The organism is Roseibium sp., from assembly GCF_965232425.1.
In the GTDB taxonomy this organism is placed as follows: domain Bacteria; phylum Pseudomonadota; class Alphaproteobacteria; order Rhizobiales; family Stappiaceae; genus Roseibium.
In genome coordinates, this window is record NZ_OZ246971.1 from 1761980 (window position 1) to 1776270 (window position 14291).

Consider the following 14291-nt stretch of genomic DNA (forward strand, 5'->3'; position numbering starts at 1 on the left):
ACGCGCCCGGGCTCCCGAAAAACGGGACCCCTATCAGCTTTATGTAATTTCGCCGGAACCTACAAATTTTTTGACCTTGCTGTCCATAGCTTTAAAAGGGCAATTGATATGACAAACGGACGCGGCAGGCTTTTTTTTCACGAAAATTGCGCGCACCGCCCGAATGGAGACCGGATTGACAGCAGCACTGGTGATAATTCCCGCCCGCCTGGCCGCAACGCGGCTGCCAAACAAGGCGCTTGCGGACATATGTGGAAAGCCGATGATCGTCCGGGTCATGGAGCAGGCCCAGCACGCCGATATCGGCCCGGTCGCCGTTGCCTGCGACGATGCCTCCATTGCCGAGGCGATCAGGGACCATGGCGGTCAGGCGGTCCTGACCAGCAAGGACCACGTTTCCGGCTCCGACCGCATCCATGAAGCCGCCCGCAGTCTCGACCCGGACGGCCGCTATGACGTGGTGCTCAACGTGCAGGGCGACGTGCCCCAGATCGAGCCGGAGGCGATCCGTGCGGCCTTTTCACCGCTCCGGATCCCGGATGTCTCGATCGGCACGATTATGACGGAAATCACGCTTCCGGAGTTTCGCGATGATCCGAGCTTCGTGAAGGCGGTGACGACGCCCAACGGCCAGGGCCATCATCGGGCTCTCTATTTCACGCGGGCAACCGCTCCCACCGGCGACGGGCCGCTTTACCAGCATATCGGCATCTATGCCTATCGCAGGGAAGCGCTTCAGCGTTTCGTTCAGATGCCGCCTTCGCCTCTGGAGCTGCGCGAGAAGCTGGAACAGCTGCGTGCGCTGGAGGCAGGCATGCGAATCGACATTTCAATCATTGACAGCGCCCCCTTGGACGTGAACACACCACAAGACCTGGAGCGGGCGCGCGCCGCGCTCCAGACCCAGTGACCCCAACCGCCAGAACGCGAAAGATCCATGACCGACAGAAAGAGAATTGTATTCCAGGGTGAAAACGGGGCGAATTCCCACATGGCCTGCAGGAGTGTCTACCCGGATTACGAGGCCATCCCCTGCGCGACTTTCGAGGATTGCTTTTCCGCAATGGCGGACGGATCGGCAGACCTTGCCATGATCCCGATCGAAAATTCCGTCGCCGGACGCGTTGCCGACATTCATCACCTGCTGCCCAAGTCGGACCTGCACATCATCGGTGAATATTTCATGCCGATCCGGTTTCAGCTGATGGCGCCCCGGGGTGCTTCCATCGACAAGCTGGAGAAAGTGCAGAGCCACATCCATGCGCTCGGGCAATGCCGCAACATCATCCGCGAACTCGGGCTAACGGCCGTTGTCGGCGGAGATACCGCGGGATCGGCACGCCAGGTTGCCGACCTGAACGACCCGACGGTGGCCGCTTTCGCCCCGGAAATGGCGGCTGAAATCTACGGTCTCGATATCCTGCGAAGAGATGTTGAAGACGCCGCGCACAACACGACGCGGTTTGTCATCCTCTCCCGGGAGAAGATGGAAGCGGCCCATAACGGCCAGCCCGTCATCTCGACCTTCATCTTCCGCGTCCGGAACGTGCCGGCGGCTCTCTACAAGGCGCTCGGTGGCTTCGCCACCAACGGCGTCAACATGACCAAACTGGAATCCTATCAGCTGGAAGGCCAGTTCTTCGCCTCGATGTTCTATGCCGATGTCGAAGGCCACCCGGACGACCCGGCCGTCGGCCTCGCGCTTGAAGAGCTCGCCTTCTTTTGCGCGGAACTGAATATCCTGGGCGTCTACCGGGCCAGCCCGTTCCGCGACAAGATCAAGGAACCGGAAGCCAACCGCGCGCTGCGCCCAAATCCGCATTCCTGACACGACAACTGATTTCATATTCAGAGGAATTCATGACTGAAACGAGATTTGATGCGCTTTGCATCGGCAACGCGATCTGCGACGTGTTTGCGCATGTCGAAGAAGATTTCCTGGTGCGCGAGAGCCTCGTCAAGGGCTCCATGCGGCTGATCGATACCGACGAGGCCGTGAGGCTGTTCGACAAGATGGGGCAGACCGTGCGTATTTCGGGCGGCAGCGCCGGAAACACGGCGGCGGGTATCGCCTCGCTTGGCGGCAACCCCGCCTATTTCGGCAAGGTGGCCGAAGACGAACTCGGCGACAGCTACTACCACGACATGAACGGCACGGGCGTCTATTTCAACACGCCGCGCCTCGTCGACGGCAACCCGACGGCGCGTTCGATGATCCTGATCACGCCCGACGGCGAAAGGACCATGAATACCTATCTCGGTGCCTGTGTCGAATTCGGCACGAGCGACGTTGACGAGGACGTCGTGGCGGCCTCCGCAGTCACCTACATGGAAGGCTATCTGTGGGATCCGGAAGAGGCGAAGAAAGCGTTCCTGAAGGCCGCCGAAGTCGCACACGCCAACGGACGCAAAGTGGCGATCACCCTGTCGGATTCCTTCTGCGTCGACCGGTACCGGAGCGAGTTCCAGGGGCTGTTGAAGGACAAGGTCGTCGACCTGATGTTCGCCAACGAACACGAGTTGAAAGCGCTCTACGAAACGGCGGATCTCGACACCGCTATTTCGGCGGCGCGGGACTCCGGCGCCCTGACAGCGCTCACGCTCGGCGAGAACGGAGCCATGGCCTTCGACAGCACCGAAACGGTGAAAGTGTCCGCACAGGCCGTCAGCAATGTCGTGGACCTGACCGGTGCAGGCGATCTTTTCGCGTCCGGTTTCCTGTTCGGCCTGGCGCGCGACTACAAGCTCGGCGACGCGGCCGAGCTTGGTTGCCTGTGTGCGGCGAACGTGATCAGCCATGTCGGCGCAAGGCCGGAACGACCGCTCAAGAACATCGCCGCACAAGGCGGCTTTGAAATCTGACCCGACACAAAAAAGGCGGTCCTCGCGACCGCCTTTTTCCTTCAAACTTTCGTCTGCCTAGTCCGCAAGATCCTGAACGCTGACGACGCCGCCATTCTCATCCAGACGGTAGACGATCGGCGTTCCGGTCCCCAGTTCCCGCTTCAGGATTTCTTCCGGGGTCAGGTCTTCCAGTTCCATGATCAGCGACCTGAGCGAGTTTCCGTGCGCGGAAACGAGCGTGCGCTTGCCTTCCAGAACCCGGGGCAGGATCTCTTCCCTGTAGTAGGGCAGAACACGTTCCGCCGTCATCTTCAGGCTTTCGCCACCGGGCGGCGGCACGTCGTAGGAACGACGCCAGATGTGGACCTGTTCCTCGCCGAACTCCTGGCGCGCCTGGTCCTTGTTCATGCCGGTCAGATCGCCATAGTCACGCTCGTTCAGCGCCTGATCCTGAAGGGTTTCCAGGCCGGACTGCCCAAGTTCGTCCAGGATGATGCCGAGGGTCTTCTGCGCACGCGACAGATCGGATGTGAACGCGATGTCGAACTCGAGCTTGAGGTCCCGCAACTGCTGACCGGCTCGGTGTGCTTCCGCGACGCCCTGTTCGGTCAGACCCGGATCCTTCCAGCCCGTGAACAGGTTCTTCAAATTCCACTCGCTCTGTCCATGCCGGACAAGCACAAGAAGGCGTTCCATGCCTTTCTCCTTAAACTAGAGCCCTTTTGAGTGATTCGGGGCCATTTGACCCGTTTTTCGGGTTTGTCGGCCAGGCGCGCTCTGTGTGGCGGTCTGGTTGACCGGAAGCAGAGCGCAACGACGTCCGGCGAGCCCGAAAACCGGGCCTTCGGTGGGCCAATTCAGCCCATCTACAGCGTTGCAGAGCTTACTCGATACTCCGCATCGCGCTTCGCTCCGCGCCTTGGATATGAGCTGAATTGGTTCCATCAAATGACTCCGTATCACTCAAAAGGGCTCGAGGCGATCGTTATGCGTTGAGGCCGAGGACATCGGCCATCGAATAAAGTCCCGGTTTCTGGTCGTATCCCCAGAGTGCTGCCTTGACGGCGCCGCGCGCGAAAAGCTGACGGTCTTCCGCGCGGTGGGTCAGCTCAATGCGTTCCCCCTCGCCGGCGAAGACCACCGAATGCTCGCCGATCACCGAGCCGCCCCGGAGCGTGGCGAAGCCGATATCCCCGGTCTTCCGGGGATCCATGATGCCGTCGCGCGCGCGCACCGCGTGCGAACCGAGATCGATCCCACGACCTTCCGCGGCGGCCTGCCCGAGCAGAAGCGCCGTTCCGGACGGTGCATCGACCTTGTGTTTGTGATGCATTTCAACAACTTCGATATCGAAGTCCGTGTCCAGGGCGGCAGCGGCGACACGCACGAGGCTCGCCAGCAGATTGACACCGAGGCTCATGTTGCCGGACTTCACGATCCTCGCGTGGCGTGCTGCCGCCTTCAGCGGCTCGTCCTCGCCTTCGGCCCATCCGGTCGTTCCGATCACGTGGACGATGCGCGCCTGTGCGGCCAGTTCCGCGAACCAGAGGCTCGCCGCGGGAGCGGTGAAATCCAGGACGCCGTCGGCATTGGCAAAAGCGGTCAGGGGATCGTCGCTCACGGCAACGCCGAGAGGGCCGACACCGGCAAGCTCACCAGCGTCGTTGCCGAGAAACTCGGACCCTTCGCGTTCGATCGCGGCGGCAACGGTGGCGCCGTCAATCTCTGTCACGGCCCTGGTCAGCGCCCGGCCCATACGGCCGCCGGCCCCAACGACAACCAAGCGCATTTGCCCCATGTCGATCCTCTCTTGCGATATTCGACCGCGGGTATAGCAGCTTCCGCACCGGAGGCAAATCCGCGTTCCCGAATGCGCCGGTGGACGCACGGTGATTGTCAGGCCGTGTACCGGTGCCGCCAAAACAAAACGCGCGAAAGACGGGGTCCTTCGCGCGTTTTCCGTTTCGAGATCGGGCCGAGATTACTCGGCGTTTTCCCTCTCGATTTCCTTGCCGGTTTCCTGATCGACCACTTTCATGGACAGGCGGACCTTGCCGCGCTCGTCGAAGCCCATGAGCTTGACCCAGACCTTGTCGCCTTCCTTGACGACGTCGGTCACCTTGCCGACCTTGCGCGGAGCCAGCTGCGAGATGTGCACCAGGCCGTCTTTCGCGCCGAAGAAGTTGACGAATGCACCGAAGTCGACGCACTTGACGACCGTGCCTTCATAGATGACGCCGACTTCCGGCTCCGCCGCGATGGAGTTGATCCAGTTGACCGCCGCCTTGATCGCCTTGCCGTCGGAAGAGGCGATCTTGACTGTGCCGTCGTCCTCGATGTTGACCTTGGCACCGGTCTTTTCCACGATTTCGCGGATGACCTTGCCGCCCGAACCGATGACTTCACGGATCTTGTCGACCGGGATCTTCATCATTTCGATGCGCGGTGCGTGTTCGCCAAGCTCGGAACGTGCTTCGGTGATCGCTTTCGCCATTTCGCCGAGAATGTGGATCCGGCCACCTTTGGCCTGCTCCAGAGCGACCTTCATGATCTCTTCGGTGATACCGTCGATCTTGATGTCCATCTGCAGCGAGGTGATGCCGCCTTCGGTACCGGCGACCTTGAAGTCCATGTCGCCAAGGTGATCTTCGTCGCCAAGGATGTCGGAGAGAACCGCGAAGCGCTCGCCGTCCTTGATCAGACCCATCGCGATACCCGCAACCGGAGCCTTCAGCGGCACGCCGGCATCCATCAGTGCCAGAGAGGTGCCGCAGACGGTCGCCATGGAGGACGATCCGTTGGATTCGGTGATTTCGGAAACAACGCGGAGCGTGTACGGGAAATCATGGTGCTGCGGCAGCATCGGGTTGATCGCACGCCAGGCCAGCTTGCCGTGGCCGATCTCACGCCGTCCGGGAGAGCCCATGCGGCCGGTTTCACCGACGGAGTAAGGCGGGAAGTTGTAGTGCAGCATGAAGTGTGACTTCACGGTGCCTTCCAGCAGGTCGATGAACTGTTCGTCTTCACCCGTGCCGAGCGTCGCAACGACGAGACCCTGGGTCTCGCCACGCGTGAACAGGGAGGAGCCGTGGGCGCGCGGCAGGATGCCGACTTCCGAGGAAATCGCGCGGACGGTGGAAAGATCACGTCCGTCGATGCGCGTGCCGGTGTCGAGAATGGCGCCGCGAACGATCTCGGCTTCCAGTTTCTTGAACTGCTCGCCGAGGACGTTGGCTTCCGGTGCCTCGCCTTCCGCGCCGTTGGTGATCAGCGCCTCGACAACCTTTGCCTTGGCGGCATCCACCGCGTTCTTGCGGTCGGTCTTGGAGGTGATCTTGTAGGCTGCTGTCAGCTCTTCGCCTGCAAGGGACTTGACCTGGTCGAAGAGAGCGGAATGGTCCGGGATGGACAGTTCGCGCGGTTCTTTCGCAGCAGTCTCGGCCAGCTTGATGATCGCGTCGATCACGGTCTGGAAACCCGTGTGACCGAACATCACCGCGCCGAGCATGGTCGCTTCGTCCAGTTCCTTGGCTTCCGATTCCACCATCAAAACGGCGTCGTTCGTCCCGGCAACCACCAGGTCGAGCGCGCTTTCCGGCATGTCGTCGACTGCCGGGTTCAGAACGTATTCACCGTTGATGTAACCGACGCGTGCGCCGCCGATCGGCCCCATGAAGGGAACGCCGGACAGCGTCAGCGCAGCAGAGGCAGCAACCATCGCCAGGATGTCTGGTGCGTTTTCCATGTCATGGGACAGGACGGTGATCACGACCTGGGTGTCGTTCTTGTAGCCATCGGCAAACAGCGGGCGGATCGGCCGGTCGATCAGACGGGAGGTGAGCGTCTCGTGCTCCGACGGGCGGCCTTCGCGCTTGAAATAACCGCCCGGGATCTTACCGGCGGCAAAGGCCTTTTCCTGGTAGTTCACGGTGAGCGGGAAAAAATCCTGTCCGGGACGCGGCTCCTTTGCGGAGACAACGGTCGCCAGAACCTTGGTTTCGCCATAGGTCGCCATCACGGCACCATCGGCTTGGCGGGCAACCTTGCCCGTCTCGAGCACGAGCGGCCGTCCGCCCCACTCGACTTCTACACGATGAATATCAAACATCATCTGTCCTTACGTAGTCGCCCGCCCACCGTTGCACTCCTTGCAACGCCATCGGGCAGGCACATTCCCGGTCGGCCCCGGATGGGCCGGTTACCGGCGGACAGGTCACGGGCAAGACAACGGGCTGCTTTCCGTAAATCGAAACCGAAAGAAGCCGGCAATCCTGCCCCATGACTTGTCACGAGGTTTCTATAGAGTGTTTGCCATCAAATGGGAACGCACTCTATCAATGCGCGTTTCCGGGCCGTCAAACCGTCCATTTTCAGGCATACGGCCGAAGACGCCTTTAAGCAAAACGCGGCGGGAACCAGCCCACCGCGTTTCGTTTGTTCAAGACCTTAGCGGCGGATGCCCAGACGCTCGATCAGCGTCTTGTAGCGCTCTTCGCTCTTGCCGCGCGTGTAGTCCAGCAGGGACCGGCGCTGCGCAACCATTTTCAGAAGACCGCGGCGGGAGTGATTGTCCTTGCCATGGCCCTTGAAATGTTCGGTCAGGTTGTTGATGCGCTCGGTGAGGATCGCCACCTGGACTTCCGGAGAGCCGGTGTCGCCTTCCTTGGTCGCAAATTCCTTGATGAGCTCAGCTTTACGCTCTGCAGTAATCGACATCGCTCTTTCCTTTCAAAGAGGGGGGTCCGTTGACCGGACGCGTTGATGTGCCGGAGACCGGCCTGATCCGGATGTTTCCAGAGCCGAGATGTCGTTCAGCAAAGGATCCGTCCGGACGAATTGGGCCTCAGTGCCCAATGGCGGCGGTATATGGCAGAAAACAGCGGGAAAAGCCAGAGCCAAAACAATGCCAGAGAACGAAAACTGAATTGATCCGCTCTAAAACTTACGAAAATCGCTATCGGAGTCTAAAAACGCAGAGTTCTCGCTTAAAAAATTTTTCAATTCGCTGATCTTATCCCCTTCAGGTAGATCTCGGTTGCGTGACAGGAGCCCGGCCGCGAAATGCTCAATAACAGGCGATGAATAAGGGTTACGCTCGAATGCCCGTTTAAAGTCATGCATACCGCTTTCTCCAGAAAGTTCTTTCGCTCTTCCCCTCAGAAGTAACAGGTCAATTTCGCTGGTAGCGCTCAAATCATTTGTTTGTTCGAGTAGCTGCGAAAAAAATGACTCTGCTCCGTCATAGTCGCCTCGTATTAGTCTCACAATACCGCCAGCTAGTAGAACAACCCCTGGCTTTTCGAAGTTGTCAAGTGCCGGGAATCTGATCCAACCTTCGACCCCACGATCAGAAATTTTTGCTGCCCCCGGGACAAATCTAGTCGCGACTACGTAGGGAGACATTTGACCCACGACTGTTTCTGAATCTCGAGCAGCATAAATCGGCATTCCAAACGGCATAGAAAGTTGCGATACCACTTTTTTCGACAAAACAATGTTAGGCCAATTAAATTGCCGGTTAGGAAAATCGACTCTAAATGTCTGATCAGCATAGACTACTTGCCAACTAGCCTTTCTAAAGCTACCGCGAGGACTTTTGTACTCAGGAACAGTGATTTTACTTTCGATCAATAGCCCGCCCGCATACTCGTGAGCTCGCCCCCAGATCGCTAAATGAGCACCCCACTCTTTCGCCATTTCCGAAGCGCGCTCATGTGTGTATGGTTCCACGACTTCTGAATTCCAGAGGGTAATCGAATTTCCAAAGTCTATCCTATCCGGATTTGGCCAAGGACTTCTCCGCATCGTAGACCAAGTATTCAAGTAAATTGTACTTGACGCATTTCTACCAATTCCGCCCTCTCCTTGAAACCCAAGAATTACAGGTGCTGTTTGGCCATCGGCCGCTCTCGGTAGACTGCCAGGAAAGCAAAGCAACAAGAAAAAGCATATTGTTTGAACAAATTTTTTCATTTGCAATTTTGCCCAAACAGTTTCGCAACCTCATCTATCGCCTTTTCAACTTCCTTGAGCTTTTGTTGATTTTTTGCTGCATCCAATGCGTAGTTCTTAGCTAGACTTATCAACTCTCTGCTCACTTGTGGTTCGCTGCAGTCGACAGCCGACTGGTCGTTTAACAACCCGAGCTGGAAAAGCGACAACGCATACATTATCACTGCAGAATGACTATCTCTGGTAGTATCATACTGATCTTGAGTTAACGGAATCTCCATTCGATACCCATTTTGGGGTAAGCCATGTGAAAGCCCGCCGAAATGTACAGAAGTGCGAGCAACTACGGTACTGTCCTTCTCGAACACCCTGCCAAAAAAAAGCTGCAACGCGTCCTCTGATCGCCAAAACTCCATCAACTCGTTAGGCGAATACCCTCTGTTGGAAACCCAGATACCGTCGTCGCTTTTCACTAACTCAAGGTCAACACTCGAAATAATGTCTTTTGTTTCCTTTGATATCCCAGACACCTCCGAGAGATTGAATAACTTGTGAGTAAGTATATCCACGAATTCATCTACTTTCCCGGAGTATTTTTGGTCAGATGTGTACTTAAAAACGTATATATTCCTACGATCGCTTGCCTCCACATCTTCAAAAATCGAATTTACGAAGTAAAATAAACATGCAAATAAAACAGATATACTTAATCGCAACTGCATGTGACGCGCCTCTTTGATGTCGTCTCACTAAACTCAACAACCTCGATTTCTACTTCCAAACTACACTTGCTGTCGTTTTTATCATATCCTTGAAACTGTGTTTGTAGCCCATCTTCAGTGACCGGGTAAAATTCAAACAGAGAACCTGCACCTGCCTGCAAAAAGAAAGAATCTGTTTTTATTTCCTTGTCCTTTTGAAGCCTTCCTTTGTACTCAGCACCTCTGGAATCAGTAATCCTGTAGTTAGGACTGTCTGCAATCACTCCGGGCCTATTTCCGACATTTCTAGCGAAAAACCTAATTCGATTTTGGCTGCAACCAGTTGCCGCAATTTCTATCTTTGACGACTTTTTCTCTGTCTTTTCTTGTACGTATGCAAAAAAAACGACAAGCATCGGAATTACAGTTAAGATTGAGGAAACGCCTATTAGAGAATAAAGACGAACCCACCTGTTTTGATAATTTTCACATTTTGTACAATATTTCGCATCTTTCGAGTTTAGCGGCGCCGAACATACGCAACATAGTTTTGTCAATTCATTCCCACACACTCTGCAGATACCGTCTATCCGGTAACCACTACTACGCCCGCAAACTATACATCGTTCTTGCATTACCGTTTAGAACAACCGCCGTCAGTTCCGTGACGTAACTCTAGCACGAACTTTTGAGACTTTTCAATCAAGCAATCAGTGAGCATCAAGGGTAGACTGGTACATCTTAAAGATGAAACACCCGCGCCGGCTGGAAGCGGCCCTTGTCGATCGATCCGATTGCGACGGGCACGTTCGCATAGCTGGCAAAGGCGACCGGCCCGTCCGGCTCCGCTCATACAGCATTACAGATCAGGATCCACCCGTGTTGCCCGGTGCGGACATATTCGCCTCGCCCCATGCCTTCATCGCCTCGATCACGGGCAACACCGAACGTCCCCTGTCGGTGAGTGCGTAGTCGACACGCGGCGGGACTTCCGGGTAGACGGTCCGCGTCACAAGTCCGTCGGCTTCCAGCTCGCGCAATTGCTTGGTCAGCATTTGCTTGGTGATCTTCGGAATCGCCCGCTGAAGCGCACCAAACCGGTCGACCCCGTTCACGATGCAGAAAATGATCACGGGCTTCCATTTCCCGCCAATCACCGAAAGACATCGGGTAACCGGACATCGCGTTTCCGGATCAGGCGCCGATGGTATGATTTTCATGACTATCTCTTATTTTTGTGACTAGTTGCCACATCAAAACTTATGATCATACTGCGGAACCATCGTCAACCGATGGAGCGATTTCCATGTCTGCCCGACCTGCAGCAATCGCGCGCGCGTGTCCAGCCGGAGCGCCCGACAGCAGCAATGTGTCGTCCCTCGCACGGCTTCTTCAAAAAGGGCTGCTCAATCCCTGGCTTGTGACGAGTGTTGTCGTATCCATCGGACTGACGGTCCTGTTGTTACGAACCGGCATCGATGCCGCCGTCAACCAGTTTGCCCGGCTTCAAGACCCGACGCTCTCGGTCACCTGGTCGGCATTCCCGATGCTGGCGGGTTTCGCTGTCCCGGTGCTGATCCCCCTTATCTGCGCTGTACGCGGCCGGAAAGAGACCGCCATGGCGACGCTCGCCGCCTTCCTGGTCGCGCTCATCGTGGTCTCGGCCCTGAAAGCAGTGACGTCGAGACTGCATCCGGAAGCCCTTGTTCCGATATCCGTTCTGGCCAAGTCACAAACTTTCAGCTTCGGCTTCCTGCAGGCCGGGCTCATGAGTGTCGTCGAGGGCTGGCCGTCCGGTCACGTGGCCACGAACGCGGCGGTGTCGATCGTCCTGGCGCGGCGCACGAAACATGCCTGGATCGCGATTTCCTGCTGGATCTGGCTTGCCTGGGTCATGCTGGCGACCACGTTCGGTATCAATGGCGATGTCCATTGGCTTTCGGATTCGCTCGCGGGACTGCTGATCGCCGTTGCCGTCGCCTTCCGGATCGACAAAACCGATGACCGCCACTGACAGCCCGAACCCGCTGACCGGATGCAGGCCTTCCGGATCAGCTTTGCTGGGCAAGAACAGCGATCACACTGTCGGACAGCAGTTTTGCCCCCGCCAGCGTCAAGAAGCCATAGACAAGCGCGGTGAAGAAGCGCTGATCGACACGCTTGTGCAGGTAGGTGCCGGCAAGGACGCCCACGAGCAGCACCGGCGATACCGAAAGGCTGACCATCAGGCTTTCGAATGAAAGCAGCCCCATGAACGTGTACGAAACTGTCTTCAGCGCGTTCATCGAGAAGAAAAACACCGTGTTCGTACCGACGAAGGTGGACTTGTCCATCCGCTGCCGCAGCAGATAGCCCTTCACCGGAGGACCGCCGGCATGGGCGACATAACTGGCAAACCCGGAGATGGCCGCGAAGACGAATGCGCCGCGCCGACCATCCGCCCCATGCTCGGCAGCGCGCGCGCATTCAAGAACATGCTGGGCGACAAACGCAAGTGCCAACAGCCCAACGACAAACCTGATCAGGTCCACATTCATCCACTGAAACGTTGCTAGGCCCACGGCCAGTCCGAACAGGGCGCCCGGGATCATCGCGGACACCACCTCCCGCCGCCAGCTGTTGCGGTATTGCCAGACAACGATGACATCGATCCCGATCAGGATGGGCATCAGGACGGCAACGGCGAATTGCGGCTCAACGAAAAGGCTCAACGCCGGTACTGAGACAACGCCCAATCCGCCGCCGAAACCGCTCTTCGACAAGCCCGTCAGAAAAATCGCGGCTGCCGATACCAGATAGAAGGAAAGTGGAAGTGTCATGTGCAGCTCCCCATTGGTCGAAGCCGACTTCTAGTGCTTGCCTTAAAATCTGGAAAACGGTTTATTTTTACTCAATAAATCATTTTTGGAGATTTCAATGCCTGATCTCAACAGTCTTGAAAGTCTGGTCGTCGCGTCGGTAACGTTGAGTTTCACGGAAACGGCCGAGCGCAGAAACACCGTTCAGTCCGCCGTCAGTGCGCATATCCGGAAACTCGAGGCTGAAATCGGCAAACCCCTGTTCGAGCGCGGGCGCGGACAACAAATGAGCCTGACACCCGACGGCCAGGTACTTGCCGCCTATGCCAGGCGCATCCTCTCGTTGACCGATGAAGCCTTCACCACGGTCAGGAACGCACGTTTCAGGAGCACGATCAAACTCGGCACGACGGTTTCGCTGGCCCAGTCTGTGCTTCCGCGCGTGCTGCCCCGATTCTGCGAGCGGGAACCGGAGGTGCAAATCCATATTGCCTGCGACCGCAGCAACGCGCTGCTGCAGCGCCTCGACTCGGGCGAGGCCGACATTGTCCTGATGCATGACCAGGGCAAGACCCCCGGCCGTCTCTTTGCGGAAAGCACACCCCTCGTCTGGGCGGGCGCAACCAGTTTCGTTCCCGAAGCATGGCCGCACGTTCCCCTCGGTTTTCTGACCGACGGGCGGGATCTCAGGCGCCAGGCGTTCGATGCGCTCGACCGTGCGGGACGCACCGGTTTCATCGCACACCAAAGTCCGGATCCCACGGGGCTTCGCGCGTTCGTCGTCGCCGGTCTTGCGCTCACCGTAATGGCGGCACCCGCCGTGACGCCGCCCTTGCAGATTTTCGGCCCGGAGCACGGTCTTCCGGCGCTCGCCTCAAGCGTGCTTTCGCTCTACCGGTCTTCGAGAATTCCGGAGACTGGAACAGACACGCTGGTGCAGCTTCTGAACGAGGAAATCAGACAGTAGTTTCGCGGCAGAACGTGGCGGGTCGGACGGAGCTTCCCGACTACAGATTGAAGACCCGCGTCGGCTGGAAGCGGCCCTTGTCGATCGATCCGATTGCAACGGGCACGTTCGCGTGGCTGGCAAAGGCGACATCCGTGTTCAGCGGAGCCTCGCGGCCACGCAGAAGGATCGCCATGCCCTTTCGGATTCTGGCTGCGTCATCCAGCGAGACCGGCACTTCGACCAGCGCGTCCATCGCCTTGCGTACGGGCAGGACAAATTCCTCGACAAGCGCTTCGATGCCCTCGTCTTCGCCCCGTTCCTGCGATGCTTCCAGGATGTCGTCAAAGTCGACAAGGTCATCTTCCCCGAACGGGCCGACCAGAAGGCGGCGCAGGGACGTCACGTGGCCGCACGTGCCGAGGCGGCGTCCAAGGTCCCTTGCCAGCGCGCGCACATAAGTGCCCTTGCCGCACTCCGCCTCGAAGACGGCGCGGTCCGCGTCCGGGCAGTCCACCAGATCCAGACGGTGCACGTCGATCGGGCGCGCTTCGAGTTCCACCTCTTCGCCGTCCCGTGCCAGGTCGTAGGCGCGTTCGCCCGCCACCTTGATCGCAGAAAACTTCGGCGGTACCTGCATGATGGTGCCGGTGAAGTCGGCCAGGACGGCCGCGATCGTCTCCGCTTCCGGCCTTTTGTCCGACGTCGCGATCACCTCGCCCTCGGTGTCGTCCGTATTGGTCTCCGTCCCCCAGGTGACTTCGAACCGGTAGACCTTGCGCCCGTCCATCACGAAGGGCACCGTCTTGGTGGCTTCACCGAAGGCGACGGGCAACAGCCCGGACGCGCGCGGGTCGAGCGTGCCGGCGTGACCGACTTTCTGCGGCGAGAAGATCCGCTTGATCTTGCCGAGCGCCTCGTTGGAGGTGATGCCGTAGGGCTTGTCGAGCACAAGCCAGCCATTGATGGCGTTCTTCTTTCGCTTGATCTGTTTCTGGCGTGCCATGTCGGATTCGTTTGTAGAAAAGTAAACTTGGTGGACTTGCAGCC

The 14291-nt window shown here is 58.0% G+C and carries 16 protein-coding genes; 5 read left to right on the forward strand and 11 right to left on the reverse strand.

Translation table 11 applies throughout. The features are described 5' to 3' along the window. Positions 1-39: 39 nt before the first annotated feature. Positions 40-279: a hypothetical protein gene (locus ACO08A_RS07970; protein ID WP_422041854.1), complete on the reverse strand. Its 240-nt coding sequence runs from the start codon at positions 277-279 to the stop codon at positions 40-42. On the opposite strand from ACO08A_RS07970, the gene ACO08A_RS07975 reads away from it, so the two are divergent. The 3 genes from ACO08A_RS07975 to ACO08A_RS07985 are packed head-to-tail and all read left to right on the forward strand — an operon-like array spanning position 164 to position 2862. Next, positions 164-910 carry a 3-deoxy-manno-octulosonate cytidylyltransferase gene (locus ACO08A_RS07975; RefSeq protein ID WP_422040605.1) on the forward strand — a complete coding sequence of 249 codons (747 nt, stop codon included), beginning with the start codon at positions 164-166 and terminating at the stop codon, positions 908-910. The genes ACO08A_RS07970 and ACO08A_RS07975 overlap by 116 nt on opposite strands. Before the next feature lie 27 nt (positions 911-937). Next, a complete protein-coding gene (locus ACO08A_RS07980) occupies positions 938-1828 on the forward strand; it encodes a prephenate dehydratase (RefSeq protein WP_319385350.1) in 891 nt (296 codons plus the stop codon). A 32-nt stretch (positions 1829-1860) separates the two neighbouring features. After that, positions 1861-2862, forward strand: a complete 1002-nt coding sequence (locus tag ACO08A_RS07985) for an adenosine kinase (RefSeq protein ID WP_422040606.1) — start codon at positions 1861-1863, stop codon at positions 2860-2862. A 57-nt stretch (positions 2863-2919) separates the two neighbouring features. Here the strand turns inward: ACO08A_RS07985 and ACO08A_RS07990 are convergent, their stop codons facing one another. From ACO08A_RS07990 to ACO08A_RS08025, 8 genes are all read right to left on the reverse strand, one after another. Then, positions 2920-3540: a 2,3-bisphosphoglycerate-dependent phosphoglycerate mutase gene (locus tag ACO08A_RS07990; protein ID WP_421980985.1), complete on the reverse strand. Its 621-nt coding sequence runs from the start codon at positions 3538-3540 to the stop codon at positions 2920-2922. Positions 3541-3829: 289 nt separating this feature from the next. After that, entirely contained in the window at positions 3830-4642 is an 813-nt protein-coding gene (gene dapB / locus ACO08A_RS07995) for a 4-hydroxy-tetrahydrodipicolinate reductase (RefSeq protein WP_422040607.1), read from the reverse strand. A 183-nt stretch (positions 4643-4825) separates the two neighbouring features. After that, positions 4826-6952 carry a polyribonucleotide nucleotidyltransferase gene (pnp, locus tag ACO08A_RS08000; protein WP_422040608.1) on the reverse strand — a complete coding sequence of 709 codons (2127 nt, stop codon included), beginning with the start codon at positions 6950-6952 and terminating at the stop codon, positions 4826-4828. Between the two features lie 338 nt (positions 6953-7290). Further along, entirely contained in the window at positions 7291-7560 is a 270-nt protein-coding gene (gene rpsO / locus ACO08A_RS08005; RefSeq protein WP_306142555.1) for a 30S ribosomal protein S15, read from the reverse strand. 219 nt (positions 7561-7779) lie between these two features. Further along, on the reverse strand, positions 7780-8574 hold the full coding sequence (locus tag ACO08A_RS08010; RefSeq protein ID WP_422040609.1) for a hypothetical protein: 795 nt from the start codon (positions 8572-8574) through the stop codon (positions 7780-7782). Between the two features lie 239 nt (positions 8575-8813). Continuing rightward, positions 8814-9365 (reverse strand): hypothetical protein, encoded by a 552-nt coding sequence (locus ACO08A_RS08015; protein ID WP_422040610.1) that lies wholly within the window; start codon positions 9363-9365, stop codon positions 8814-8816. A 137-nt stretch (positions 9366-9502) separates the two neighbouring features. Beyond that, positions 9503-9913, reverse strand: a complete 411-nt coding sequence (locus tag ACO08A_RS08020) for a hypothetical protein (RefSeq protein ID WP_422040611.1) — start codon at positions 9911-9913, stop codon at positions 9503-9505. Positions 9914-10363: 450 nt separating this feature from the next. Beyond that, positions 10364-10717 carry a winged helix-turn-helix transcriptional regulator gene (locus tag ACO08A_RS08025; protein ID WP_422040612.1) on the reverse strand — a complete coding sequence of 118 codons (354 nt, stop codon included), beginning with the start codon at positions 10715-10717 and terminating at the stop codon, positions 10364-10366. An 86-nt stretch (positions 10718-10803) separates the two neighbouring features. Here ACO08A_RS08025 and ACO08A_RS08030 point away from each other — a divergent pair, with 86 nt between their 5' ends. Further along, positions 10804-11511 (forward strand): phosphatase PAP2 family protein, encoded by a 708-nt coding sequence (locus ACO08A_RS08030; RefSeq protein ID WP_422040613.1) that lies wholly within the window; start codon positions 10804-10806, stop codon positions 11509-11511. Positions 11512-11548: 37 nt separating this feature from the next. Here the strand turns inward: ACO08A_RS08030 and ACO08A_RS08035 are convergent, their stop codons facing one another. Next, entirely contained in the window at positions 11549-12316 is a 768-nt protein-coding gene (locus ACO08A_RS08035; RefSeq protein WP_422040614.1) for a sulfite exporter TauE/SafE family protein, read from the reverse strand. A 97-nt stretch (positions 12317-12413) separates the two neighbouring features. Here ACO08A_RS08035 and ACO08A_RS08040 point away from each other — a divergent pair, with 97 nt between their 5' ends. Beyond that, the gene (locus ACO08A_RS08040; RefSeq protein WP_422040615.1) at positions 12414-13262 is read left to right on the forward strand and encodes a LysR family transcriptional regulator; all 849 of its coding nucleotides are present in this window, start codon (positions 12414-12416) and stop codon (positions 13260-13262) included. A 40-nt stretch (positions 13263-13302) separates the two neighbouring features. Here the strand turns inward: ACO08A_RS08040 and truB are convergent, their stop codons facing one another. After that, positions 13303-14247, reverse strand: coding sequence for a tRNA pseudouridine(55) synthase TruB (truB, locus tag ACO08A_RS08045; protein ID WP_422040616.1), 945 nt, complete (start codon positions 14245-14247; stop codon positions 13303-13305). Positions 14248-14291 lie beyond the last annotated feature (44 nt).